The sequence below is a fragment of the Cryobacterium soli genome (assembly GCF_003611035.1).
Taxonomy (GTDB): Bacteria; Actinomycetota; Actinomycetes; order Actinomycetales; family Microbacteriaceae; genus Cryobacterium; species Cryobacterium soli.
On the sequence record NZ_CP030033.1, the window covers coordinates 2,796,065 to 2,820,089 of the forward strand.

The 24,025-nt window shown below is 69.3% G+C and carries 25 protein-coding genes; 20 read left to right on the forward strand and 5 right to left on the reverse strand.

Annotation, left to right across the window (positions count from 1 at the left end):
- The first annotated feature begins 72 nt into the window (after positions 1-72).
- From DOE79_RS12955 to DOE79_RS13020, 14 genes are all read left to right on the forward strand, one after another.
- A complete protein-coding gene (locus DOE79_RS12955) occupies positions 73-1,263 on the forward strand; it encodes a CaiB/BaiF CoA transferase family protein (RefSeq protein WP_120338849.1) in 1,191 nt (396 codons plus the stop codon).
- On the forward strand, positions 1,260-2,387 hold the full coding sequence (locus tag DOE79_RS12960; RefSeq protein WP_120338850.1) for an extracellular solute-binding protein: 1,128 nt from the start codon (positions 1,260-1,262) through the stop codon (positions 2,385-2,387). The genes DOE79_RS12955 and DOE79_RS12960 overlap by 4 nt, the downstream gene beginning before the upstream one ends.
- 42 nt (positions 2,388-2,429) lie before the next feature.
- Positions 2,430-2,879, forward strand: coding sequence for a MaoC family dehydratase (locus DOE79_RS12965; protein WP_120338851.1), 450 nt, complete (start codon positions 2,430-2,432; stop codon positions 2,877-2,879).
- Positions 2,880-2,899: 20 nt separating this feature from the next.
- A complete protein-coding gene (locus DOE79_RS12970) occupies positions 2,900-3,913 on the forward strand; it encodes a LacI family DNA-binding transcriptional regulator (RefSeq protein WP_120338852.1) in 1,014 nt (337 codons plus the stop codon).
- A 101-nt stretch (positions 3,914-4,014) separates the two neighbouring features.
- Positions 4,015-4,341, forward strand: coding sequence for an L-rhamnose mutarotase (locus DOE79_RS12975; RefSeq protein ID WP_120338853.1), 327 nt, complete (start codon positions 4,015-4,017; stop codon positions 4,339-4,341).
- Entirely contained in the window at positions 4,338-5,228 is an 891-nt protein-coding gene (locus tag DOE79_RS12980) for an amidohydrolase family protein (protein WP_120338854.1), read from the forward strand. The genes DOE79_RS12975 and DOE79_RS12980 overlap by 4 nt, the downstream gene beginning before the upstream one ends.
- Before the next feature lie 279 nt (positions 5,229-5,507).
- Positions 5,508-6,854, forward strand: coding sequence for an ABC transporter substrate-binding protein (locus DOE79_RS12985; protein WP_245976928.1), 1,347 nt, complete (start codon positions 5,508-5,510; stop codon positions 6,852-6,854).
- 117 nt (positions 6,855-6,971) lie between these two features.
- A complete protein-coding gene (locus DOE79_RS12990; protein WP_245976929.1) occupies positions 6,972-7,946 on the forward strand; it encodes a carbohydrate ABC transporter permease in 975 nt (324 codons plus the stop codon).
- A complete protein-coding gene (locus DOE79_RS12995; RefSeq protein WP_120338857.1) occupies positions 7,943-8,899 on the forward strand; it encodes a carbohydrate ABC transporter permease in 957 nt (318 codons plus the stop codon). Before DOE79_RS12990 ends, DOE79_RS12995 begins: the two co-directional genes overlap by 4 nt.
- Positions 8,896-10,080, forward strand: coding sequence for a Gfo/Idh/MocA family oxidoreductase (locus DOE79_RS13000; RefSeq protein WP_120338858.1), 1,185 nt, complete (start codon positions 8,896-8,898; stop codon positions 10,078-10,080). The genes DOE79_RS12995 and DOE79_RS13000 overlap by 4 nt, the downstream gene beginning before the upstream one ends.
- Positions 10,077-10,928 (forward strand): fumarylacetoacetate hydrolase family protein, encoded by an 852-nt coding sequence (locus DOE79_RS13005; protein WP_120338859.1) that lies wholly within the window; start codon positions 10,077-10,079, stop codon positions 10,926-10,928. Before DOE79_RS13000 ends, DOE79_RS13005 begins: the two co-directional genes overlap by 4 nt.
- 57 nt (positions 10,929-10,985) lie before the next feature.
- Positions 10,986-11,735, forward strand: coding sequence for an SDR family NAD(P)-dependent oxidoreductase (locus tag DOE79_RS13010; RefSeq protein ID WP_120338860.1), 750 nt, complete (start codon positions 10,986-10,988; stop codon positions 11,733-11,735).
- Positions 11,736-11,905: 170 nt separating this feature from the next.
- Positions 11,906-12,928 carry an aldo/keto reductase gene (locus DOE79_RS13015; RefSeq protein WP_120338861.1) on the forward strand — a complete coding sequence of 341 codons (1,023 nt, stop codon included), beginning with the start codon at positions 11,906-11,908 and terminating at the stop codon, positions 12,926-12,928.
- Positions 12,925-14,247, forward strand: a complete 1,323-nt coding sequence (locus DOE79_RS13020; RefSeq protein ID WP_120338862.1) for an L-fuconate dehydratase — start codon at positions 12,925-12,927, stop codon at positions 14,245-14,247. The genes DOE79_RS13015 and DOE79_RS13020 overlap by 4 nt, the downstream gene beginning before the upstream one ends.
- Here DOE79_RS13020 and DOE79_RS13025 read toward each other — a convergent pair.
- Genes DOE79_RS13025 through DOE79_RS13040 form a run of 4 tightly spaced genes read right to left on the reverse strand, consistent with a single transcriptional unit; the run spans position 14,244 to position 17,897 of the window.
- On the reverse strand, positions 14,244-15,005 hold the full coding sequence (locus DOE79_RS13025; RefSeq protein ID WP_120338863.1) for a FadR/GntR family transcriptional regulator: 762 nt from the start codon (positions 15,003-15,005) through the stop codon (positions 14,244-14,246). The genes DOE79_RS13020 and DOE79_RS13025 overlap by 4 nt on opposite strands.
- Positions 15,002-15,514, reverse strand: coding sequence for a 2'-5' RNA ligase family protein (locus tag DOE79_RS13030; protein WP_120338864.1), 513 nt, complete (start codon positions 15,512-15,514; stop codon positions 15,002-15,004). Before DOE79_RS13030 ends, DOE79_RS13025 begins: the two co-directional genes overlap by 4 nt.
- 59 nt (positions 15,515-15,573) lie before the next feature.
- The gene (locus tag DOE79_RS13035; protein WP_220094227.1) at positions 15,574-17,196 is read right to left on the reverse strand and encodes a sensor histidine kinase; all 1,623 of its coding nucleotides are present in this window, start codon (positions 17,194-17,196) and stop codon (positions 15,574-15,576) included.
- Positions 17,193-17,897 carry a response regulator transcription factor gene (locus DOE79_RS13040; RefSeq protein ID WP_181445894.1) on the reverse strand — a complete coding sequence of 235 codons (705 nt, stop codon included), beginning with the start codon at positions 17,895-17,897 and terminating at the stop codon, positions 17,193-17,195. The genes DOE79_RS13035 and DOE79_RS13040 overlap by 4 nt, the downstream gene beginning before the upstream one ends.
- 286 nt (positions 17,898-18,183) lie before the next feature.
- On the opposite strand from DOE79_RS13040, the gene dnaK reads away from it, so the two are divergent.
- The 4 genes from dnaK to DOE79_RS13060 are packed head-to-tail and all read left to right on the forward strand — an operon-like array spanning position 18,184 to position 22,164.
- On the forward strand, positions 18,184-20,049 hold the full coding sequence (gene dnaK / locus DOE79_RS13045) for a molecular chaperone DnaK (protein WP_120338865.1): 1,866 nt from the start codon (positions 18,184-18,186) through the stop codon (positions 20,047-20,049).
- On the forward strand, positions 20,049-20,735 hold the full coding sequence (locus tag DOE79_RS13050; protein WP_120338866.1) for a nucleotide exchange factor GrpE: 687 nt from the start codon (positions 20,049-20,051) through the stop codon (positions 20,733-20,735). Before dnaK ends, DOE79_RS13050 begins: the two co-directional genes overlap by 1 nt.
- Positions 20,728-21,741, forward strand: coding sequence for a DnaJ C-terminal domain-containing protein (locus tag DOE79_RS13055; protein WP_066598365.1), 1,014 nt, complete (start codon positions 20,728-20,730; stop codon positions 21,739-21,741). Before DOE79_RS13050 ends, DOE79_RS13055 begins: the two co-directional genes overlap by 8 nt.
- Positions 21,742-21,750: 9 nt before the next feature.
- Positions 21,751-22,164, forward strand: coding sequence for a heat shock protein transcriptional repressor HspR (locus DOE79_RS13060; protein WP_120338867.1), 414 nt, complete (start codon positions 21,751-21,753; stop codon positions 22,162-22,164).
- Between the two features lie 99 nt (positions 22,165-22,263).
- Here the strand turns inward: DOE79_RS13060 and DOE79_RS13065 are convergent, their stop codons facing one another.
- Complete coding sequence (locus DOE79_RS13065; protein ID WP_120338868.1) at positions 22,264-23,136, reverse strand: helix-turn-helix transcriptional regulator; 873 nt, start codon at positions 23,134-23,136, stop codon at positions 22,264-22,266.
- 101 nt (positions 23,137-23,237) lie between these two features.
- On the opposite strand from DOE79_RS13065, the gene DOE79_RS13070 reads away from it, so the two are divergent.
- Both DOE79_RS13070 and DOE79_RS20915 read left to right on the forward strand, forming a co-directional pair.
- Positions 23,238-23,711 carry an SDR family NAD(P)-dependent oxidoreductase gene (locus tag DOE79_RS13070; protein ID WP_245976930.1) on the forward strand — a complete coding sequence of 158 codons (474 nt, stop codon included), beginning with the start codon at positions 23,238-23,240 and terminating at the stop codon, positions 23,709-23,711.
- On the forward strand, positions 23,672-23,917 hold the full coding sequence (locus tag DOE79_RS20915) for a Rossmann-fold NAD(P)-binding domain-containing protein (protein WP_245976931.1): 246 nt from the start codon (positions 23,672-23,674) through the stop codon (positions 23,915-23,917). Before DOE79_RS13070 ends, DOE79_RS20915 begins: the two co-directional genes overlap by 40 nt.
- Positions 23,918-24,025: the final 108 nt, after the last annotated feature.

The window sequence follows — 24,025 nt, forward strand, 5'->3', positions numbered from 1 at the left end:
CAACGGGCTTTCGCAACGAAGCGCACCCGCCGGGTGTCTGCTTCCGCGAGCCCTCCACAGGCTGGAGACACTATGAACGATGAGGTGGTCAAACCTCTCGAGGGGATCCTGGTGCTGGACTTCAGCCAGTTCCTCGCCGGCCCCGTCGCGGCGATGCGGCTGGCCGACCTCGGCGCCCGGGTGATCAAGATCGAGCGACCGCAGACCGGCGACATCGGCCGCACCCTCGCCTTCGCCGGCCGCACCGCCGACGGCGACACGATCTCGTTCCACGCCATGAACCGCAACAAAGAGGGCATCACGGCCGACCTCAAGAACGCCGACGACCTCGAGCGGGTCAAACGGCTCGTGGCACAGGCCGATGTCATCATCCAGAACTTCCGGCCCGGCGTGATGGAGCGCATCGGCCTGGACTACGAGTCCGTCAAGGCGATCAACCCCCGCATCGTCTACGGCAGCGCCAGCGGCTACGGCGACGACGGCCCCTGGAAGGACCGGCCGGGCCAAGACCTCCTCGCCCAGTCCATCTCCGGCATCCCCTGGCTCAGCGGGTCGCACGACGACGGCCCGGTACCGGTGGGGCTCTCGATCGCCGACCACCTCACCAGCTGCCACATCGCCCAGGGCGTGACCGCCCTGCTGCTCCGCCGCGAGCGCACCGGCCTCGGTGGTCACGCCCAGACCAGCCTGCTCGAGGCCATGCTCGACCTGCAGTTCGAACTGCTGAGCACCCACCTCAACGACAGCACGGTGAGCGTCACCCGCGGCGGCCGGCACTCCGGCCACGCCTTCCTCGCCGCCCCCTACGGCACCTATCCCACCAGCGACGGCTACCTGGCCATCGCCATGAACCCGCTACCCAAGCTCGGCGAGCTGCTCGGCCTGGTGGAACTGGTCGACCTGGCCGACCCCGCCGACGCCTGGGTGCAGCAAGAGCGGGTAGAGGAGCTGCTCGCCGAGCGGTTCGCCACCGACAGCACCCAGCACTGGCTCGACATCCTCGATTCCTCAGACGTCTGGTGTGCCCCGGTGCTCACCCTGGAACAGCTCGTGCAGCACGACGGCTTCGCCGCCATCGGCATGACCCAGCAGATCAGCCGCGCCGCCGGCGACACCCTGGACGGCGCCCGGCTCGACCTGGCGACCACCCGCAGCCCCATCCGCATCGACGGGCACACCCTCACGAGCAGCCGGCCGGCACCCCGGCTCGGCCAACACAATGCCGCCGTGCGCGCCGAATTCTTCGCGGAGGAGCCGGTATGAGCGTGTTGCGCGGTATCACCTGGGAGCACCCCCGCGGCTACGACTGCATGGTCGCCGCCGCCCGTCAGTACGCCGAGCTGGTGCCGGGCACCAGCATCCAGTGGGAGTTCCGCTCGTTGCAGGCGTTCGCGGATGCGCCCATCGAGCGTCTCGCCGCCGACTTCGACCTGCTCGTGATCGACCACCCGCACATTCCCGAGGCCGCGGAGGGCGGCCACTTCGCCCGGCTCGACGGCGTGGGCTTCGACGCCGAACTGGCCGAGCTGGCCGGGCAGTCCGTGGGGCGCTCGCACGAGAGCTACGCGCACCGGGGACACCAGTACGCCCTGGCCAGCGACGCCGCCGCCCAGGTGTCGGTGTACCGCCCCGACCTGCTGGCCGAGCCGCCGCGGGAGTGGGGCGCCGTGCTCGAACTCGCCCGCGAGGGCCGGGTGCTTTGGCCGCTCAAGCCCATCGACTCGTTCTCCAGCCTGGTGACCATGGCCGCCAACGCCGGCACCCCGCCGGCCGTCGTGCCTGGGGAATTCCTGGCCGCCGAGCAGCTGCTGCCGGTGCTCGAGCTCCTGCACGAGATCGCGGCCCTGGTGCCCGAGGTCAACCTCGGCCAGAACCCCATCGAGGTCGCCGAGATGCTCGCCAGCGACGACCGCTGGCTGTACGCACCGCTCGCGTTCGGGTACACCAACTACTCCCGCGCCGGCTTCCGGCCGGCCCGGCTGCGCTACACCGACATCCCGCGCGGCGCAGCCGGCGTCACCGGGTCGCTGCTCGGCGGGGCGGGCATCGCGGTCTCCGCCCGCTCCAGCCACCTCGACGAGGCCCGCGCCTTCGCCTTCTGGGTGTCGTCGGCCGCGAGTCAGACCGGGGTGTACTACGACGGCGGCGGGCAGCCAGGCAACGCGGCGGCGTGGACCGACGACAGGCTCAACGCCGACTCGCTCGACTTCTTCCGCGGCACCCGGGCCACCCTCGAGGGCGCCTACCTGCGCCCGCGGTCCACCGGGTACATCGACTACCAGGACTCGATGTCACCCCTGGTGACCCAGGCCCTGCGGGGCGAGCTCAGCGACGCCACCCTGGTGCGGCGCCTCAACGATGCCGCCGCCGACCTGCTCGCCGACTGATTCCGCACCGACACCCGACCCCGCCACGACCGAAGGATCCCCATGCACACCATCGACCGCTGGTTCGAGGACTACGCCGTCGGCGAGAGCCGCGCCTCCGTGGGCCGCACGATCACCGAAACGGATGTGGTGATGCACGCCGGCCAGACCGGCGACTTCTTTCCGCACCACATGGACGCCGAGTGGACCAAGACCCAACCGTTCGGCCAGCGCATCGCGCACGGCACCCTGGTGATGTCGGTGGCGGTGGGCATGACCGCCGGCGACATCAACCCGCAGGCCATGAGTTACGGCTACGACCGGGTGCGCTTCATCAAGCCGGTCTTCATCGGCGACACCATCACCGTCACCGCCGAGATCAGCGAGAAGAGCGACCACCAGCGGCGCCCCGAGCAGAGCGGATACGTGCACGAACTGGTCACCGTGACCAATCAGCACGGCGAGGTGGTGCTCGTTCTCACCCACCTCTACCTGGTGGGAAAGCGCCCGTAGGGCCCGCTTACACTGAGCCTATGGTTACTCTCAGCGACGTTGCGGCCCGTGCGGGCGTCTCAGTCTCGGCCGTGTCCCGGGTACTCAGCGACGCGCCATCCGCCCGGGTGAGCGAGCACACCCGGCAGCGCATCAAGGAGATCGCCGCCGAGTTGGACTACCGGCCCAACTTCGCCGGGCGCGCGCTCAAACTGGCCCGCAGCAACGTCATCGCCCTGATCGTGCCCGACCTCACCAACGCTGTGTTCACCGAGCTGATGGAGGGCGTCGAGGACGAGGCGCTGGCCAACGACTACCTGGTGCTGCTGGGCCGGGCCGAGGGCATGCAACCCGGCGGCGACACGATCCGCAAGCTCATCGGCGAGGGAAGGGTGGACGGCCTGCTGGTGCAGCTGGCCGACACGGTCACGCCCGCCGACGTGCAGCAGCTGGTCGATGGGCCGGCCCCGGTGGTGTTCATCAACTCCATCGAACCCGGCCACTCCGGGTCGGTGGCCCTGCAGGACGCGCTCGGAGCACGGCTGGGCACCCAGCATCTGATCGACCTCGGCCACCGCCGCATCGGTCTGGTCGGCGGTTCGCCGTCGAGCTACACGGCCCAGCAGCGCCGGGCCGGGTTCCTCGCCACCCTCGCCGACGCGGGTCTGACGGCCCGCCCGGACCACCTCCTCGATCTCGGCTATGCACCCGAGGACGGCAAGCGCGGTCTCGAGACGATCATGGCCACGCCTGACCCGCCCACTGCGGTGTTCGTGGCCAACGTGAACGCCGCGATCGGCGTGCTCTCGGCCGCCCGCACCCTGGGCATCCGGGTGCCCCAAGACCTCTCCGTGGCCGCCATGCACGACGCCTGGACCGTGGAGAACAGCTGGCCCCCGCTGACGACGGTGAAGATGCCGCTCTACGACCTCGGCCGGCGCGGCTTCCGGGCCATCCACGATCGCCTGCTCGGCCGCGAGGTGGCCGACATCGTGGTGGACGACCGGCCGCCGGAGCTGATCCTGCGCGAGTCCACCGCGCCGCCGTCCCGCTGACCAGTCGGCCAGCCACCCCAACCAGCCATTCGCCCCCCCTGCATCTCGCACCGAACCTGCGCCACCGCACCGCCTCGAACAAGAACATAGGAGTTTTTGCCATGACGACAGTTGCCCTGCATACCCGGCTCCTGGCCGGCAAGGAAGCGGATTACGACCGCATCCATGCCGTGATCCCCACCGAGCTCGATGCGGCCCTGCGGGACGCGGGCGTGCACGGCTGGACCATCTACCGATCCGGCCGGGAGCTCTTCCACCTGGTGGAGTGCGACGATTACGCCGCCATGCGGGCGTTCCTGCGGGACCACCCCGCGAACATCCCCTGGCAGGCGCGGATGGACGAACTGCTCGAGGTCGGTGACGACTATTCGGGCTCGGACACCGGCATCTCGCTGGTCTGGGCGCTGCCGGCGGAGCCGGCCCGGTGACCGCGCCGATCGTGATCGACGCCCACCAGCACGTCTGGGACCTCACCCGGGCCCGCTACGGCTGGCTGGGGCCCGACGTGCCGCAGATCAACCGCACCATCGAGATGGCCGAGCTGCTCCCGCAGCTGTCCACAAGCGGTGTGCAGGCGACGGTCCTCGTGCAATCGGCCGACAACGCCGAGGACAGCGACTATATGTTCGACGTGGCCGCTCAGCACGACGCGGTGGTGGGGGTTGTGGCCTGGCTGCCGCTGGACCGCGCCGCCGAGGCGGCCGACAGGCTCGCCGCGCTGCAGCAGAACCCGCTCTTCGTGGGTGTGCGCTCGCTCATCCACGACCTGCCCGACCCCGACTGGCTGCTCCGCCCCGAGGTCGACGAGGGGCTGGCCCTGCTCGAGGCCGCCGACGTGCCCTTCGACCTCGTGGCCGTGCTGCCCCGGCATCTGGAACTCGTGCCGATCCTCTCCGAACGCCACCCCGGCCTGCGGATCGTGATCGACCACCTGGGGAAGCCGCCGCTGGGCGATGCCGATCCCGAACCGTGGCGCAGCCTGATCCGCATCGCGGCGGCGAACCCCCGGGTGTTCGGCAAGGTATCCGGGCTCTACCCGCCAGCGGGGCCGGGCACCGCGGCGGCGACCGAGCAGCTCCGGCCGGTGGTCGACCACGTGCTCGAGGTCTTCTCTCCGGATCGTCTGATGTATGGCGGTGACTGGCCCATTTCGGTGCTCTTCGGCGGCTACTCGGCCGTGCACGGCGACCTGGCCGGCGTGCTCGCCGACCTCGACCCCCGGGAGCGGGGCAGGGTCTGGGGAGAGACGGCCCGCGAGTTCTACCGGTTGGACGATTCCCGGGGGGCTGCCGCGACCGCAGTGACGGTCGAATAGTCATATCTCTGAGGGCAAGGATGGCGCTAGCGGCTCGCAATCGATGGTTGCTGCCCATTTTCTGGCCTATTCATCCAATCTATGATAGAAATGCCGAGGATTCCCCTCGCTTCAAAAAATCTTGAGCAATCGTTTGATCACGCGGCTGTTTTGGGCTAACGTTTGAGCACGGCCGGCGGGGCGGCATCAGGGCCCGTTGCGGGTCGGAGTTCTTCCACACAGTTCGACAACTCAGTCCGACTACACAGTTCGACCACACAATCCAACAAGGGAGTGTCAGTGCAGACATCATTTGTTCCTAAAAGAGGTTTCCCCCGGCTGGCGACCGCGATCGGCGTATCGCTCGCGATGGTGGCCCTGGCCGGCTGCAGCGCGGGCGGCAACGGAACCGCATCCCAGGTCGAGCAGACCGACACCGGCGGCGCCGTCACGGTCTGGGTCGACCCGCCCCGGGTGCCCGCCGCCGAGGCGTTCAAAGCTGCCAACCCCGACATGGACTTCGAGTACGTGCAGATCGACGGCACCGTCGGAGGCAAGACCCTGCAGCAGCAGTTCGCGCAGTTCAACCAGGCCGGCAAGGGCTGGCCCGACGCGATCTTCTTCCCCTCCAACGACGACATCGCCTGGGCGAGCGGGGCGCAGATCAACTACACCGCCGACCTGACCGAGTCGCTCTCCGACGTGATCGACGGCTACGACCCTGCCGTGATCGCCCCCTGCGACATCGACGGCAAGATCGTGTGCCTGCGCAACGACGCCGCCCCCGACGTGTTCTGGTACAACAAGACCTTCTTCACCGAGAACGGGTACACCCTGCCCACCACGTGGGAGGAATACGCCGACCTGGCCGTGAAGATCGCCGCCGAACACCCCGGCAAGATCAGCGGGTTCCTCGGCGACGCCTACGCCCCGGACCGGTACCTCTGGGCCAGCGGATGCCCCACCAACGACCGGGTGAGCGAGACCGAGGTGCACATCAACCTCGATGACCCGAACTGCGTGCGGGCCAAGGACCTGCTGACCACCCTCACCGAGGGCAAGGCCGTCTCGTCGCTGGGCATCTTCGACGCCGACGCCGCCACCGTCGGACCTGAGCTCGTGATGAGCCCCGGCGCCGTGTGGTGGGGCGACTACCTGTTCAACCAGACTTGGAAGATCCCGGCCGGCAACATGTCGGCCGTGGCTCCGCTCACCTGGGAGGGCGAGTCCACCCCGGCGACGGGCAACGAGGGCGGCGGCCTGTGGGGCGTCTCCAGCCACATCACCGGCAAGCAGCTCGAGAACACCCTCAAGTTCGCCACCTTCGTGGCCACCGACCCGGCCTGGCAGGTCGACCTCACGACCGGACTGCCCGGCTACGGCCCGGTGCAGGACGACTGGATCGCCAAGCAGGCCGGTGCGGGCTACTTCGCCGACAACGACACCACCTTCGCGGCGTTCAAGGAAGCCACCACCTACGTGCAGGGCGACCACGCCTACATGCTCTACAACACCGGCGGCATCTGGGCCGAGACGATCACCCCGGCCCTCGTGTCCGGCGGCAGCATCGAGGACGCCTGGGCAACCTTCGGCACCGAACTGAACAACCAGGCGAAGTCGTTCGGCTACACCGTCACCACCGAGTAGCCACACCCCGGCGCCGGCTGCGGGGTGTGTGAGAAGATCACGCACCCCGTGGCCGAGGCCCGGCCGGCACCCCGGCCACCCCAGCCAGACCCCCAGAGCTTCAAGGAAGAGGCCCCCGTGAGCCGAGGCACACTCGAATCCCCCATGCGGCCGCGCACCACACCGGCGTCAGCCGGCACCCCGCCCAAGCGGAAGCGCCACGTTCACCACACCGAGGTGCGCGGCGCCTGGGCCCTCCTGACGCCCTACGTGCTCCTCCTGCTCGTGGCCGGCATCATCCCCATCGTCTACGCCTTCGCCATCAGCATGCAGCGGGCGCCAACACCCCTGCAGCCCGAGGCCGGCTTCGGCGGCTTCGACAGCTTCGTCACGGTCCTCACCGACTTCCGTTTCTGGCAGACGTTCACCAACATCTTCTCGGTGCTCATCATCTGGCTGCCGATCATGATGCTCGGCATCGTGGGCCTGGCGCTGCTCGTGCACGCCAGCCCCGGCCGGTTCGGCAACACCATGCGCTTCCTCTACTACGTGCCGGGCGCGGTCGCGGGCATCGCGAACTTCGTGCTCTGGGTCTACCTGCTCAACCCCGCCCAGTCGCCCATCGAGGGCTTCTGGAACATGCTCGGCCTCACCACCATCAAGGCGGTCGTGGCATCCCCGGGCAACCTGCCCTTCATCCTCACCGCGATGCTCTTCTTCCAGGGCGTCGGAACCTGGATCGTGATCGTCAACGGCGGGCTGAACGGCATCCCCGACGACGTGCTCGAAGCGGCCAGCCTCGACGGCGCCGGAGCCTGGAAGGTGGCCTGGCACATCAAGCTGCCGATGATCCGGCCCTGGCTCGGCTACGCCGCCCTGATGAACCTGGCCTACGGCTTCCAACTATTCCTCGAGCCCTACCTGCTCGACCAGGTGGCGTCAAACGCGCTGCCCGACCAGTGGACGCCCACCCAGCTCGGCTACGCGTTCGCGTTCTCCAACTACAACTTTCCGGCCGCGGCCGCTATGTCGATCATCCTGCTCGTGATCACCCTGGGCATCGGCCTGATCGTGGTCTTCAAGAGTGGACTCTTCGGGGAGGAAGAAAAATGACCCTCAGCACTCGCCCGCCCCGGCTGTCCCATCTCGAGGAACACCCCGTCGGCAGCAGCAAATGGACCCCGGGCCGGATCGCCCGGATCGCCACCATGCTCTTCGTCGCCACGCTGTTCATCGTGCCGATCGTCGGCTTCATCGCCATGGCCTTCCGCGACAACGACAACGTCCAGGCCGGAGCCGACGGCTTCCTCGGCCTCGGCGGGGTGTCGTGGGAGAACGTCGTCTACAGCTGGTCACAGGTCAACGGCTTCGGCCCGGCCGGCGGCGGCCTCTTCGTGCAGTGGATGGGCAACTCGCTGTTCGTGTCGGTCGGCGGCGCGCTGCTGGCGGTGCTGGCGGCCATCCCGGCCGGGTACGCCCTGGCCCGGCTGCGCTTCCGCTTCCGCAAGACCGTTCTCGTGGTCACCCTGATCACCATGGTCATCCCCAACACCGTGCTGGTCATCCCGCTCTTCCTCGAGGTGAGCGCCATCGGCGCGGTGGGCGAACTCTGGCCGGTGCTGGTGATCATGGGCTTCTTCCCCTTCGGCGTGTACCTCTCCTACATTCATTTCATGACCACGATGCCCGCCGAACTCGTCGAGGCGGCCCGCATCGACGGCCTGGGCGAGATCGCGATCTTCTTCATGGTGGGCCTGCCCATCTCCAAGCAGGCCGTGGCGCTGGTCGCGTTCTTCTCCTTCGTGGCCAACTGGACCAACTTCTTCCTGCCCCTGGCGCTGCTCTCCTCCAACCAGAACAGCAAGACCGTCTCGATCGGCCTGCAGGAGCTCATCGGCGCCAGCCCGCTGTTCAACCCCACCGTGGCTGCCGGTCTCGACGTCAAGCTGTACATGCCGCAGCTCGCGTTGGCCACAGTGATCAGCATGCTGCCGCTCCTCATCCTCTTCATCGGTGCGCAGCGCTACCTGATGAGCGGGCAGACCGTGGGGGCGGTGAAGGGATGACCGGCGACCTGCCCGAATTCCAGCCGGCCGCCGCTTACACCCTGGAGCTGCCGCGCGAGCCCCGCCCGATCGTCATCCTCGGCGCCGGCGGCATCGTGCGCGACGCCCACCTGCCCGCCTACGCCAAGGCCGGTTTTCCGGTGCTGGCGATCTACAACCGCACCAAGGCGCGTGCGCAGGCTCTCGCCGAGCAGTACGGCATCCCGGCGGTCTTCGACGACCTGGCCGAGATCGTGGCTGCGGCGCCGGCGAACACAGTCTTCGACATCGCGCTGATGCCCGAGCAATACGCCGAGACCCTCGAGGCACTGCCGGATGGCGCGGCCGTGCTCATCCAGAAACCCTTCGGTCATACCCTCGCCCAGGCCGCCGAGCTGCTGGAGATCTGCCGGCGGAAGCGCCTCGTGGCGGCCGTGAACACCCAACTGCGCTTCAGCCCGTACGTGGCCGCGGCCCGGGCCGCGATCGCCGCGGGCCAGATCGGCGAGCTCTACGACGTGGAGGTGCGGGTGCAGGTGAACACCCCGTGGGAACTCTTCCCGCACGTGCTCACCCTGGACCGGCTCGAAATCAACATGCACAGCGTGCACTACATCGACCTGCTGCGCTCCTTCCTGGGCGACCCGGCCGGCATCTCGGCCAGCACCGTGCGGCATCCGCAGAAGAGCCACGCGAACAGCCGGTCGAACATCCTCTTCCACTACCCCGACCGTGACCTGCGGGTGGCCATCTCCACCAACCACGACCACCACTTCGGCGAGAGGTACGAGGAGAGCTACATCAAGTGGGAGGGAACCCGGGGCGCCATCCGGGCCCAGATGGGCCTGCTGCTCGACTACCCCGTTGGCGGTGAGGACCGGCTCGAGATCCAGCTGGACAGCGCACCCGAGCTGGGGTGGCGGCCGCTCGATTTCACCGGCAGCTGGTTCCCGGATGCCTTCATCGGGTCCATGGGCGCCCTGCAGCGCTACCTCGACGGCTCCGTGCCCACCCTCCCCACCAGCGTCGAAGACGTCTACCGCACCATGGCCGTCGTCGAAGCGGCGCACGCCGCCAGCGATTCCGGCGGGCTGCCGCCGGACTACGACGCGCCCGCCGCCGTCCGGTCCGGCGCCTCCCTACAGTCCGCACCAGCCACATCCGCCGCACCCGCCACATCCGCACCAGAAGGACAGTCATGAAGATCACCCGCCTCGGCCCCGTCGGCGCCGAAGTCCCCGCCCTGCTGCACGAGGGCGACCACTACGACCTCCGCGCGGTCACCGACCGGGTCGACGGCGCCTTCCTCGCCGGCGGCGGCCTGGACCGGGTCGCTGCCGCGCTCGCTGCCGGCTCGCTGCCCGTGCTGGCCGGCGCCGCGGACCTGCGGGTGGGCGCGCCCATCGACCAGCCCACGAAGATCGTCTGCGTGGGGCTGAACTACCGCGAGCACGCTGAGGAGACCGGCGCGGCGATCCCGGCCGAACCCGTGGTCTTCATGAAGGACCCGTCCACCATCGTGGGCGCGTTCGACGACGTGCTGATTCCGCGCACCAGCGTGAAGACCGACTGGGAGGTGGAACTCGGCGTGGTGATCGGTCGCGACGCCCGCTACCTCGCCTCGCCCGCCGCGGCCGCCGACCACATCGCCGGCTACGTGCTCTCGCACGACGTGTCCGAACGCGAGTTCCAACTCGAACGCGGCGGCCAGTGGGACAAGGGCAAGAGCTGCGAGACGTTCAACCCGCTCGGCCCGTGGCTGGTGACGCCCGACGAGATCGCGGATGTCGGCGCGCTCGGCATGCGCCTGTCGGTCAACGGCGTCGCGCGACAGAACGGCAGCACCGCCACCATGATCTTCGACGTGCCCTACGTGGTCTGGTACCTCAGCCAGTTCATGGTGCTGCGCGCGGGAGACCTGATCAACACGGGCACCCCGGCCGGCGTGGCCCTGGGTATCGAGGGCAACCCATACCTGCGCGCCGGCGACGTCGTGGAGCTGGAGATCGACGGCCTCGGCCGCGCCCGCCAGCGCTTCGTGCAGGCCTGACCCCGGCCTGCAGCCACCAGAACCCAGCTCACCAGAACCGGAACCAAGGAGCAGCTCATGGCAGAATTCAGCGGACTCGTCGCGGTCGTCACCGGGGGAGCGTCCGGCATCGGCCTGGCCACCGCCCGGCTGCTGGCCGAACGCGGCGCCACGGTGGCGGTGCTCGACCTCGCCCACGACGGCCTTCCCGAACCGTTGCACGGTTTCACGGCCGACGTCTCGGACCGCACGTCGGTCGGCGCGGCCATCGAAGCCGTCGCCGAGCGCTTCGGCGGCATCGACATCGTGGTGAACAACGCCGGTATCAGCGCGGTGGGCACGGTGGAGGCCAACGACGACGCCGAGTGGGCGCGGGTGCTGAGCATCAACGTCACCGGCATGGCCAGGGTCACCGCTGCCGCGCTGCCGCACCTGCGCCGCTCCAACGCTGCCTCGGTGGTCAACCTCTGTTCCATCGCGGCGCTGAACGGGCTGCCGGAACGGGCCCTATACGGCGCCTCGAAGGGCGCGGTGCTCGCCCTCACCTACGCGCTGGCCACCGACCACGTGCGGGAGGGCATCCGGGTGAACTGTGTGAGCCCCGGCACGGTGCACACCCCGTTCGTCGACCGGATGCTGGCCGGTTTCGCCGACCCCGTCAAGGAACGCGCCGCCCTCGACGCCCGGCAGGCCACCGGTCGCATGGTCACGCCGGATGAGGTCGCCGGCGCCATCGCCTACCTGGCCAGCCCGCTCGCCGGCTCCACCACCGGATCGGCCCTTGAGGTGGACGGCGGCGTGCACAACCTGCGGATGCGCCCCCTCTAGCCCCGAGACGCTGCCGCCCGGTGCGGTCGATGAATGTCCAGGCATCCGATGATTCGTCGCCTTATCAAAACAACTCACCCATTTACAGCAACCAGATCTCGTATTCATCCAATGTATATACTGAACCATGACGAGCGGGGCGGTTTCGGCCCGCTGAGGAGGGAGGCTCCATGCGCACACGTGCCCTGCGCACCGGCCTGGAGGTGACCGAGCTCGGACTGGGCCTGGCCCAGTTCGGCAACCTGTACCGCGAGACCACCGACGCCGAGGCCGCCGGCGCGGTCGACTCGGCGTGGGCCGCCGGAATCCGCTACTTCGACACCGCGCCGCACTACGGCCTCGGACTGTCGGAGCGGCGCGCCGGCGCCCTGCTGGGCGGGCGCGCTCGGGGTGAGTTCGTGCTCTCCACGAAGGTCGGCCGGCTGCTGATTTCCCAGCCGGACGGTGCCGACCGCCAGGACGACGAGGGCTTCGTCGTCCCCGCCACGTTCCGCCGTCAGTGGGACTTCAGCCGGGACGGCGTGCTGCGCTCCATCGAGGAGAGCCTGACCCGGACGGGCCTGGACCACATCGACATCGCCTATCTGCACGACCCCGACGACTTCCGCGACCAGGCCACCACCGAGGCGCTGCCGGCACTGGCGGAGCTGCGCGACCAGGGGGTGATCGGCGCCATCGGCGCGGGCATGAACCAGTCCGCCATGCTGGCCCACTTCATCCGTCACGCCGACGTGGACGTGGTCATGCTCGCCGGCCGGTACACGCTGCTCGACCACGAGGCCACGACCGAGCTGCTGCCGCTCGCGCTTGAACGCGGCGTGGGAATCGTCGTCGCCGGCGTGTACAACTCCGGTTTGCTCGCCCAGGAACGGCCCGCCGCCGACGGCAAGTACAACTACGACACCGCGCCGCCGGAGATCGTGCAGCGTGCCCGCCGGATCGCCGAGATCTGCGCCGGCCATGGGGTGACCCTGCCCGAGGCCGCCATCGCCTACCCGCTTCGGCACCCGGCCGTCGTGTCGGTCGTGGTCGGCTCCCGCACCGCGGCGCAGACCGAGAGCAATGTCGACCGCTACCGGGCCACCGTGCCCGACGCACTCTGGGAGGAGCTTCGCGCGGAGGCCCTGCTGCCGCCGGAGCCGTCGCGGAACCCGTCACCGACCATCCCCGCCCCCACCCAGGAGACCCCATGACCACCATCACGTCCGTCGACGTCGTCGACGTCCGCTTTCCCACGTCGCTGAGCATGGACGGCTCCGATGCTATGAACAAGGACGGCGACTACTCCGCCGCCTACGTGATCCTGAACACCGACGATCCCACCCTGGCCGGCTACGGGTTCACCTTCACCATCGGCCGCGGCAACGACATCTGCGTGCTCGCCGCCGAGCAGCGGGCGCTGCCGCTGATCGGCCGCGACGTGGACGAGCTCGTGGGCGACCTCGGAGCCACCTACCGCGGCCTCAAGTCCGACTCCCAGCTGCGCTGGCTCGGGCCGGAGAAGGGCGTGGAGCACCTGGCGATGGCCGCGGTGATGAACGCCGTGTGGGACCTCGCCGCCCGCAAGGCCGGCAAGCCGCTGTGGCGCCTGCTGGCCGATATGACCAGCGAAGAACTCGTCGACGTCGCCGACCTGCAGTACCTCTCCGATGTGCTCACCCGTGACGAGGCCATCGGCATCCTGACCGAACTCGAACCGACCCGCGGCGAGCGGATCGCCGAGCTCGAGGGCACCGGCTACCCCTGCTACACCACGAGCGCCGGCTGGCTGGGCTACTCCGACGAGAAACTGCGCCGGCTCTGCCAGGAGGCCGTGGACTCCGGCTACCGGCACATCAAGCTCAAGGTGGGCGCCGACATGGCCGATGACGTGCGCCGGCTGGGCATCGCGCGCGAGGTGATCGGCGCGGACGCCAACCTCATGATCGACGCCAACCAGGTCTGGGACGTGCCGCAGGCCATCGAGTGGGTGAGTGCCCTCGCCGAGTTCAAGCCACTCTGGATCGAGGAGCCGACCAGCCCCGACGACGTGCTCGGCCACGCGGCCGTGCGCCGCGCCGTGGCGCCGATCGGGGTAGCCACGGGGGAGCACGGCATGAACCGGGTGCTCTTCAAGCAGATGTTCCAGGCCGGCGCGATCGACTACTGCCAGCTTGATGCCGCCCGGCTGGCCAGCATCAACGAGATCCTCGCGGTGTACCTGATGGCCAAGAAGTTCGGTGTGCCGGTATGCCCGCACGCCGGTGGAGTGGGGCTGTGCGAACTCGTGCAACACCTGTCGGTGTTCGACTACGTGGCCGTCTCCGGCTCGCTCGAGGGCCGCGTCACCGAGTACGTCGACCACCTGCACGAGCACTTCACCGACCCGTGCATCGTGGAGAACGGCGCCTACCGGCTGCCGTCGCTGCCCGGCTACAGCGCCCAGATGCACGCCGCGTCGGTGGCCGAGTTCGCCTTCCCCGACGGCGGCTACTGGCAGGCTGCGCTGGGTACGGCCGGTTCGGCTGCCTAGGACTCGGTGTCGGCGCCGGTCGGCGGCGTGCTGTCCGCATCCGTCTGGGTGCGCAGGAACTCCTCCACGGCGAGCAGGTGCACGCCCATGCGCAACCGGGCGGTGTCGGGGTCGTGGTTCGCCACGGCCGTGAGCACCGCCCGGTGTTCGGCGTGGGTGGCCTGCTCGGCACCGTCCTCGGTGATGGCCCGCCACATCCGCCCGCGCACGGTGCGGCTGGCGAGCGCCTCGATGAGGGCCTCGAGGGCCGGGTTGCCCGAGGCCTTGGCGATCACCCGGTGGAAGGCGATGTCGGCGTCCATGATGGCGTCGTGGTTGGCCTCGGAGCCGGCGAGCAGAGGTTCGACGCTCGACAGGATGGCCTCGGCCTCGCCGATCGTCGCCGCGTCGATGCGGAGGGCCGCGCGGGCCGCGGCCTCAGATTCGAGCACGCGGCGCACCGACTGCAGGTGCACGCTGCCCTCGGGGGTCTGCAGGTCCACCAGGAAGCCCATCGGGGCCAGGAGCAGGCTGGAGTCGAGCGAGGTGACGTAGGTGCCGTCGCCCTGCCGGGTCTCCAGGACCCCCATGATGCACAGCGCGCGCACCCCCTCGCGGAGCGAGCCGCGCGAGACGCCGAGCTGGGCCGCGAGGTCCTTCTCGATCGGCAGTCGGGCGCCGGCGCTGAGCTGGCCGGCGATGATCAGGCGCTTCACGCCGTGAACCACCACATCGGTCTGCGAGTGCGGCACGTGCTCCGGAGCGGCCTGGGTAGTCATCCGACCATTTTACCCACCCGCGGGGTTTCGGGGGTGCGGAGGGGGTGGGCAGCCAGGACCGTGCGGCCGGCGGCGTGCGCGCGGGGGAGCATGTCGACCAGGGCGATCTGGCTTAGCGTGAGGGTGTCGCCGGGGTGCAGCCGGGCGGGCGGTTTGTGCGTCACGTGGGCGCGGAAGTCCGGGCCGGCGAAGGCCGGTTCGTCGGGGTCGGCGGCGAACGGGCGGATGGCGTCGACCACGGCGTCGCGCAGCCGGCCGAGCCCCGCGTGCGCCAGGAGCAGCGTGACGGGGATGTCGTGCCGGCGCCCGAACAGCTCGTCGGCGCCGGCGACGAGGGTGAGGGGAGGCTGGCCGGCCGCGGCCGAACGGAGGGCGTCGCCGATGGCGGCGGGGGCGGCATCCGTCTGGAACGGCGCCAGCACCGTGACGTGCAGCGGCCACTCGGCCACCGCGAAGCTCGCGCCGACCGTCAGCGGCGCCAACGGGAGCACGACAACGAGGCGAGGCATGCCCAAACGTTACGCGAGCTGTGACTTGAGCCGCAAAATTCGCCGGGGATTCCTGGGGCTTAGCTCACGGTTCGCGGGAGGGGGAGGGCGACCGTGAAGGTGGTGCCGGCGGGGGAGGAAAAGGCCCGGATGGTGCCGCCGTGCGCCTCGGCGATCGACTGGGCGATCGCCAGGCCGAGGCCGGTGCTGCGGGTACCGATCGACCCCGTGGCCCGGGAGGCGTCGCCGCGGGCGAACCGTTCGAAGATCACCGGGAGCAGGTCGGCGTCGATGCCCGGTCCGTTGTCCCGCACGCTCAGCTGCACCGGCAGGCCCGGGTCGTCCACGCGCAGCGTGGTGGTGACGATGCTGCCCGCCGGGGTGTGCCCCTGGGCGTTGGAAAGCAGGTTCACCAGCAACTGGTGCAGCCGTTCCCGGTCGCCGCGCACGACGACCGCCGTGTCCGGCACCTCCGCGATCCAGGTGTGCCCCGGCGCGGAGGCGCGGGCGTCGTTGACCGCGGTGAGCAGCAGGTCCGCGAGGTCCACATCGTCGACGTGCAGGTCCTGCCCCTCGTCGAGGCGGGCGAGCAGCAGCAGGTCGGCCACGAGCGAACTCATGCGCCGGGCCTCCGACTCGATGCGCGCGAGCGAGTATTCGGTCACCTCGGGCAGCTCCGCGCTGTCCTGCCGGGTGAGCTCGGCGTAGCCCTGGATGGCCGCGAGCGGGGTGCGCAACTCGTGCGAGGCATCCGTGACGAACCGGCGCATGCGCCGGTCGGTCGCGGCCCGTACGCTCAGCGCCGTGTCGACGTGGTCGAGCAGCTGGTTGAGGGCCTCGCCCACCTGGCCGGCCTCGGTGCGGGGATCGGTGTCGGCGGGCGCGACGCGGGGCGCGATGCCGTGGTCGCCCGCGTCGAGTTTGAGCGAGGTGACGGCCACCGCCGTGTCGACCACCCGGCCGAGCGGGCGAAGCGCCAGGCGCACCACCACGATGGTGCCCACGATCGTTCCGAGCAGGGCGAGCACGGTCAGGATGGCGATGCCCACGCCCTGGCGCAGCTGCGCCTGGTCGGCCGCTGCGAGGGGCACGGCGGCCACGAGCACGTCACCGTCGTTGACCACCGTGGCCAGGCGGTAGCTGCCCAGTTCGCCCAACTCGAGGGTGCGGTTGGGTGCGGTGCCGCCGGAGGCCGCAACCGACCGGGCGATGTCCGTGGCCACATCCGTGGTGAGCACAACGGCTCCGGTGTCGGAGAACAGGGCGGAGTCGACCACCTCGCCGCGCCAGAGGATGGCGATGACGCTGCCGCGCCCGTGCCCGACGAAGTCGACGAGGGACTTGGTGCGCACCTCGCCGGTGTCCCGGGCGGCAGCGTCCGGGCGATCGGAGCCCTGGCCGCCGCCGGTATAGTCCGTGTCGGCGTCGCCGGCCTCGCTGTAGCCGCTGCCGCTGTGCCCGGTGCCGCTGTGGCCGGCCCGGCCGTGGTCGGTCCCGTCCGTGGCGCCGCCCGGGCTGTGCCCGAACTTGTCGACAGACCGGCTCAATGCCGAGATCGAGGCCGTCAGTTGCGCATCCGCCACCGTGATCGTCGAGGTGCCCAGCGCCACGATGCTCAGGATGCCCGAGGCGAGCATCATGCTGGCCACGACGCCCGCGATGCCCACCACGAGCCGGCGCCGGAGGCTCCAGCGGGTGGTCACTCCGCGGCCCGCAACAGGTACCCCACACCGCGCACGGTCTGCAGCATGGGAGGCCGGTCGGCGTCGATCTTCTTGCGCAGGTAGGACACGTACAAGTCCACGATGCTCGCCTTGCCGGCGAAGTCGTAGTTCCACACCTCGTCGAGGATCTGCGCACGGCTGAGCACCCGCATCGGATTGCGCATGAAGTAGCGCAGCAGGTCGAACTCGGTCGTGGTGAGCATGATGTCGGTGTCGCCGCGCCGCACCTGGTAACTGGTCTCGTCGAGACTGAGATCGCCGACCACGAGCCTGGAGCCGTCGTCCGGCGCCGCCTGCACGGTGCGCCGCAGCAGCCCACGCAGCCGGGCCACCAGCTCCTCCAGATTGAACGGCTTGGTCATGTAGTCGTCGCCGCCGACGGTGAGGCCGATGATCCGGTCGTCCACGGAGTCGCGCGCGGTCAAGAACAGGGTGGGGGTGCTCGATCCATTGTCGCGCAGATGCCGCAGCACGCTCAGCCCGTCGGTGTCGGGCAGCATGATGTCGAGGATGATCACATCGGGCCGGTTGGCACGGTACGCGCGCAACGCATCCTGGCCGGTGTGCGCCACATCCACCAACCAGCCCTCATAACTGAGCGCGAGGCTGACCAGAGTGGTGAGGGTGTCTTCGTCATCGACGAGCAGAACCCGGATGGCCGTGCCGTCGAGCCGGGAGATGCGCGGGAGCTTCGCGAGCACGGCGCGGCGGCGCACGGAGTCCGCGATCGGGTCGGGCGGGGGCAAGGCTGGCACACGATATTGTCTCAGGGTTCACCTGGGAGTGCCTCCCACGGGGGACATCCGGGCCCCCGAGCTTGTGAAGATGCTGAGAGTTGAGCCCGCATGACTCAAGTTTGCCCGCGTCAACTTGACGGTTTTTTCTGCCGGTGCCACACTTGAGTCAGCAACACTCAAGTCTTAGCAATACGCCTTGAACCCCATCTTTTGAAGGAGATACTCTCACATGGCTCGTGCAGTCGGCATTGACCTCGGAACCACTAACTCGGTGGTGGCCGTTCTCGAGGGTGGAGAACCCACCGTCATCGCAAACGCTGAAGGTTTCCGCACCACCCCCTCGGTGGTCGCATTCACCAAGGACGGCGAGGTTCTCGTCGGTGAGACCGCCAAGCGCCAGGCCGTCACCAACGTGGACCGCACCATCTCGTCGGTCAAGCGCCACGTCGGCACCAACTGGACCGTCGCCATCGACGACAAGAAGTACACCCCGCAGGAGATCTCCGCCCGCATCCTGGCCAAGCTCAAGCGCGACGCCGAGCAGTACCTGGGCGACAAGGTGACGGATGCCGTCATCACAGTTCCCGCCTACTTCAACGACGCCGAGCGTCAGGCCACGAAGGAAGCCGGCGAGATCGCCGGCCTCAACGTGCTGCGCATCATCAACGAGCCCACCGCGGCCGCCCTGGCCTACGGCCTGGACCGCGGTAAGGAAGACGAGCTCATCCTGGTCTTCGACCTCGGTGGCGGAACCTTCGACGTCTCCCTCCTCGAGGTGGGCAAGGACGACGAGTTCTCCACCATCCAGGTGCGTTCGACCGCCGGTGACAACCGCCTCGGCGGCGACGACTGGGACCAGCGCATCGTGGACCACCTGATCAAGAAGTTCAAGGAAACCACCGGCGTCGACGTCTCCAAGGACAAGATCGCCAAGCAGCGCCTCAAGGAAGCCGCGGAGCAGGCCAAGAAGGAACTTTCCTCGAGCATGTCCACCAGCATCCAGCTGCCCTACCTCTCCCTCACGGAGAACGGCCCGGCCAACCTCGACGAGACGCTCACCCGCGCCCAGTTCGAGAAGATGACCGAAGACCTGCTCGACCGCACCAAGAAGCCGTTCCAGGACGTCATCCGTGAGGCCGGCGTCAAGGTCGAGGACATCGCGCACGTCGTTCTCGTCGGTGGCTCCACCCGGATGCCCGCCGTGTACGAGCTCGTCAAGAGCGAGACCGGTGGCAAGGACCCTAACAAGGGTGTCAACCCCGACGAGGTCGTCGCCGTCGGCGCCGCCCTCCAGGCCGGTGTGCTGAAGGGCGAGCGCAAGGACGTTCTGCTCATCGACGTCACCCCGCTCAGCCTCGGCATCGAGACCAAGGGCGGCATCATGACGCGCCTCATCGAGCGCAACACTGCCATCCCCACCAAGCGCAGCGAGACCTTCACCACGGCCGACGACAACCAGCCGTCCGTGGCCATCCAGGTCTTCCAGGGCGAGCGCGAGTTCACCCGCGACAACAAGAACCTGGGCACCTTCGAGCTCACCGGCATCGCGCCGGCGCCGCGCGGCATCCCGCAGGTCGAGGTCACCTTCGACCTCGACGCCAACGGCATCGTGCACGTGTCCGCCAAGGACAAGGGCACCGGCAAGGAGCAGTCGATGACCATCACCGGCGGCACCGCGCTGGGCAAGGAAGACATCGAGCGCATGGTGCGCGAGGGTGAAGAGCACGCCGCAGAAGACAAGCGTCGCCGTGAAGCCGCCGAGACCCGCAACACGGCCGAGCAGCTCGCTTACTCGATCGAGAAGCTGATCAAGGAGAACGACGACAAGCTGCCCGAGGACGTCAAGACCGAGGTGCAGGGCGACGTCGACGCTCTCAAGTCCGCTCTCGCCGGAGACGACGACGACGCAGTGAAGACCGCGTTCGACAAGCTCAACGAGAGCCAGGGCAAGCTCGGCGAGGCCATCTACGCCTCCAGCCAGGCGGATGCCGCGTCCGGCGCGTCCGAGAACGCCGAGCCCGCTGACGCCGGCAAGACCGACGAAGACGTTGTCGACGCCGAGGTTGTCGACGACGAGGACGAAGCGAAGAAGTAATGGGCGACTCCAAGCGCCCGGACGAGAACCGTCCCGAAGAAGAATCCGCCTCTGCTGCGGGAGCGCCCGACTCGGGCGCCTCCGCGGCGGGCGGGTCCGACGCCGCGACGGACGCGGAGGCCGAGCTGGCCGCCGCGGTCGGTGCGACCGAGGCGTCCGAGGTGAAGCAGGGCGAGACGCCCGACGCCGCGAGCGCCGAGGGCATCGAAGAGGACGAGCTGACCGTGCAGGACATCCTGGACGCGGCCAACCTCGAAGCCAACGATCCCTCGAACGAGCACCTCGCCGACCTCAAGCGGGTCACCGCCGAGTACGCGAACTACCGTAAGCGCACCGAGGCGAACCGCGAGATCGAGCGCGAGCGCGTCACCGGAGAGGTCGTCAAGGTGCTGCTGCCGGTGCTCGACGACCTGTACCGGGCGGAGAAGCACGGCGACCTCGAGGGCGACACCGCTTTCGCGACCATCGCGGCGAAGCTGCGCGCCAGCACCGAGCGCATCGGCCTCAAGCCGTACGGTTCGGTCGGCGACGTCTTCGACCCCACCGTGCACGAGGCCATCTTCCAGCAGCCCAGCCCGGACGTCGAGGTGGAAACCGTCGGCGATGTCGTCGAGACCGGCTACTACCTCGGTTCCTCGCTGCTGCGGGTCGCCAAGGTCGTCGTGCAGGTACCGAGCGATGGCTAGCCAGGACTGGTTCGACAAGGACTTCTACAAGGTTCTCGGGGTCTCGAAAGACGTCTCCGCCGCCGACCTGAAGAAGGCGTACCGCAAGCTCGCGCGGAAGTACCACCCCGACTCCAACCCGGGCAACCCCGCAGCGGAGGCGAAGTTCAAGGAGATCAGCGAGGCCCACTCGGTGATCGGTGACCCCGAACAGCGCAAGGAGTACGACGCCGTGCGCGCCATGGGCGGTGGAGCTCGCTTCACCGCCCCTGGCCAGGGTGGCCAGCAGGGTGGGTTCGACGACGTCTTCGGCGGCATGTTCGGCGGGGGAGCCCGGCAACAGGGCTACTCCTATGAGCAGGCCGGCTTCGATGACATCCTCGGTGGCATGTTCGGCCGTGGCGGACAGGGCGCCGGCGCTGCCGGTGGCCGGTTCGGCACGCCGAGCGGCGGCTACCGCGGTTTCGGCGGCCCCAGCAAGGGCCGCGACGTCATCGCGTCCACCACGGTCGACTTCATCACCGCCACCCACGGCGATCAGATCACCCTGCAGACGCAGGAGGGTCGGCCGATCAAGGTCAAGATCCCCGCGGGCGTCGCCGACGGCCAGAAGATCAAGCTGCGCGGGCAGGGGCAACCCAGCCCGGATGGCGGCGAGCCCGGAGACATCGTGCTCACCGTGACCGTGCGCAAGCACCCGGTCTTCGAGCGTGAGGGTCTGAACCTGCGCGTGAACGTGCCGGTGACCTTCGTCGAGGCCGCTCTCGGCGCCACCATCGAGGTGCCCACCCTCGGCGGGCCCCCGGTGAAGCTGCGCGTGGCCCCCGGCACCCCCAGTGGCCGGGTACTCCGGGTCAAGGGCCGCGGCGTCGTCACGCCGAAGGGCACCGGCGACCTGCTCGCCGTAGTCCAGGTGGCCGTGCCGTCGCACCTCTCGAAGGACGCCGAGGAGAAACTCCTCGCCTTCAACGAGGCCCTGCCCAAGGAGAACCCGCGCGACGAACTCATCGCCCGGGCCAAGGGGTAACGAACGCCGATGGATGAGAACACCCGGGTCTTCGTGATCAGTACCGCCGCAGAGCTTGCCGGGATGCACCCGCAAACCCTGCGGCAATACGACCGCCTGGGCCTCGTCAGCCCCGACCGCACGCCGGGCCGCTCGCGCCGCTATTCAATGCGCGACGTGGCCCGGCTGCGGGAGATCGCCGACCTGGGCGCTGAGGGCGTGAGCCTGGAAGGCATCCGGCGCATTCTCGCGTTAGAGGACACCGTGCGTTCACTGCGGAACCGGGTGGGCGACCTCGAGGCCGCCCTGGCCGACGAACTGCTCAACCGGCCGGGCCGCCGTGTCTTCGCGGCCGGCTCCGCCGGCGAGGTCATCTCGATGCGCGCGGGAACCCGCACCCGCCGCTCCAACCAGATCGTGATCTGGCGCCCCCTCGACAAATAGCGACCCGATCCGGCGTGTATTCGCGCCCGTCTCGTCGGTCGAGCTCGTCGAGACCTCGTGAGCCGGCCTGTCGTCGTACGTCGCCTGGGTTCGACGAGCTCAACCGGCGGGTTCACTGGCCGAGCCGGTGGCATCGAATGCTGGGGTGAGCGACTGCAGGCCCGTGACCCGCAGCAGGTCGAGCTTCTGCTCGTCTGCACTGCCGGGCACGACCGTGTAGACCACGATGCGCAGGTCGCCGCCGGGCACCGTCATCACGTCGCAGTCGACGGTGATGGGCCCGACCGCGGTGCGGGTGACGGTTTTCCGGCTCCAGCGGTGCTCGGCCACCCGGGCCTCGCCCCAGCGGCGTTCGAATTCGGGCGACGCGGCACGCAGCCGGGCCACCAGCTGCGCCAGTTGGCCGTCGTGCGGGTACCGGCCCACGGCCGTGCGCAGGTCAGCCGCGAGGTCGCTGGCGAAGTCCTCTTCGTGCTGGGCGTCGAACTCGACACCCTCATGCCCCCACATGAAATGCCGCCAGACCAGATTGCGTTCGATGCCGACATAGCGCGACGGGTCGCCGGTCAGGGCGGCCCAGAGCGGGTTCCACAGCAGGATGTCGTGGGACGCGGTGAACACAGCCATCGGCACGTCCCCCAGCCTGTCGATGATCCGCTGCACGCCAGGGGTCACGTGCTCAGGCACTGTCCCGCGGGCCGGAGGGGCGACGCCGGCGACCCGGTAGAGGTGGTCACGCTCGGCCGGGGTCACGCGCAGGGCGAGAGCCAGGGCGCCCAGCATCTGCGGGGAGGGATTGACCGCTCGGCCCTGCTCGAGACGCACGATGTAGTCCACGCTCACGCCGGCGAGGGCGGCGAGCTCTTCGCGGCGGAGGCCGGTAGTTCGGCGTCCAGCGCCGGCCGGCAGCCCGACATCCGCTGGCCGCACGCGGTCGCGCCACGCACGCAGCACGCTGGCGAATTCACTCATGGCCCCATTCTGCCCGGCGCCGCTCGATTCATCGTGGTACTCGCAGTCCCACCGTCGAGGGGTGCCTGGGTGAATGCGGGTGCGGGCCGCAGCATGGACCAATGACACTCACACTCATCACCGGGGCCAACAAGAGCCTCGGCCTCGAAACCGCCCGCCGCCTCATCGAGGCCGGCCACACCGTCTACGCCGGGATGCGCGACCTTGCGAACGGGGATGCCGCCCGTGAGCTGGGCGCCCACCCCGTGCAGCTGGACGTCACCGACCAGGCGAGCGTCGACGCCGCGTTCGCCTCCCTGCCCGACCTGGACGTGCTCGTCAACAACGCCGGCATCCTCGGCACCTCGTTCGGGGTCGATGACCTATCGACCGAGACGATGGCCGCGGTGTTCGACACGAATGTGCTGGGGATCGTGCGCGTCACCCAGGCCGCGTTGCCCGCGCTTCGCCGCTCGGCGCATCCGGTGATCGTCAACGTCGCGTCAGGCGTCGGCTGGCCCGTTTTCTCAGCACCGAGGGACACGACGAGTTCCCGGTGCCAGCCATCCCCTACGCGGCATCGAAGGCCGCGGTGATCGCGCTTACCGTGCAGTACGCGAAGAACCTGCCGTCGTTCCGCATCAACGTGAGCGACCCCGGGTACACCGCCACGGACTTCAATCGCCACGGCGGCCACCAGACGGTGACCGAGGGCACGGATGCGACGGTGGCCCTGGCCCTCCTGGGCCCGACCGGCCCCACCGGCGAGTTCCACAACCGAACCGGCCGCATCGACTACTGAGCAGTCCCGCGGTCTCGACAGGCTCGACCAGCGTGTGGGGGTTTCGACAGGCTCAACCAGCGGGCTCGACCAGCGTGCCGTCTTCTGATCGCCGCCGCACTCAGTAAT

Excerpts from the sequence above, each read along its gene's own strand:
- DOE79_RS12955 (WP_120338849.1), top strand. The coding sequence starts at position 73 with ATGAACGATGAGGTGGTCAAACCTCTCGAGGGGATCCTGGTGCTGGAC.
- DOE79_RS13010 (WP_120338860.1), top strand. The coding sequence starts at position 10,986 with ATGGCAGAATTCAGCGGACTCGTCGCGGTCGTCACCGGGGGAGCGTCC.
- DOE79_RS12975 (WP_120338853.1), top strand. The coding sequence starts at position 4,015 with ATGACGACAGTTGCCCTGCATACCCGGCTCCTGGCCGGCAAGGAAGCG.
- dnaK (WP_120338865.1), top strand. The coding sequence starts at position 18,184 with ATGGCTCGTGCAGTCGGCATTGACCTCGGAACCACTAACTCGGTGGTG.
- DOE79_RS13000 (WP_120338858.1), top strand. The coding sequence starts at position 8,896 with ATGACCGGCGACCTGCCCGAATTCCAGCCGGCCGCCGCTTACACCCTG.
- DOE79_RS13025 (WP_120338863.1), bottom strand. The coding sequence starts at position 15,005 with ATGACTACCCAGGCCGCTCCGGAGCACGTGCCGCACTCGCAGACCGAT.
- DOE79_RS13060 (WP_120338867.1), top strand. The coding sequence starts at position 21,751 with ATGGATGAGAACACCCGGGTCTTCGTGATCAGTACCGCCGCAGAGCTT.
- DOE79_RS12960 (WP_120338850.1), top strand. The coding sequence starts at position 1,260 with ATGAGCGTGTTGCGCGGTATCACCTGGGAGCACCCCCGCGGCTACGAC.
- DOE79_RS13005 (WP_120338859.1), top strand. The coding sequence starts at position 10,077 with ATGAAGATCACCCGCCTCGGCCCCGTCGGCGCCGAAGTCCCCGCCCTG.
- DOE79_RS13055 (WP_066598365.1), top strand. The coding sequence starts at position 20,728 with ATGGCTAGCCAGGACTGGTTCGACAAGGACTTCTACAAGGTTCTCGGG.
- DOE79_RS12965 (WP_120338851.1), top strand. The coding sequence starts at position 2,430 with ATGCACACCATCGACCGCTGGTTCGAGGACTACGCCGTCGGCGAGAGC.
- DOE79_RS13050 (WP_120338866.1), top strand. The coding sequence starts at position 20,049 with ATGGGCGACTCCAAGCGCCCGGACGAGAACCGTCCCGAAGAAGAATCC.
- DOE79_RS12995 (WP_120338857.1), top strand. The coding sequence starts at position 7,943 with ATGACCCTCAGCACTCGCCCGCCCCGGCTGTCCCATCTCGAGGAACAC.
- DOE79_RS13015 (WP_120338861.1), top strand. The coding sequence starts at position 11,906 with ATGCGCACACGTGCCCTGCGCACCGGCCTGGAGGTGACCGAGCTCGGA.
- DOE79_RS13030 (WP_120338864.1), bottom strand. The coding sequence starts at position 15,514 with ATGCCTCGCCTCGTTGTCGTGCTCCCGTTGGCGCCGCTGACGGTCGGC.
- DOE79_RS13020 (WP_120338862.1), top strand. The coding sequence starts at position 12,925 with ATGACCACCATCACGTCCGTCGACGTCGTCGACGTCCGCTTTCCCACG.
- DOE79_RS13070 (WP_245976930.1), top strand. The coding sequence starts at position 23,238 with ATGACACTCACACTCATCACCGGGGCCAACAAGAGCCTCGGCCTCGAA.
- DOE79_RS12970 (WP_120338852.1), top strand. The coding sequence starts at position 2,900 with ATGGTTACTCTCAGCGACGTTGCGGCCCGTGCGGGCGTCTCAGTCTCG.
- DOE79_RS13065 (WP_120338868.1), bottom strand. The coding sequence starts at position 23,136 with ATGAGTGAATTCGCCAGCGTGCTGCGTGCGTGGCGCGACCGCGTGCGG.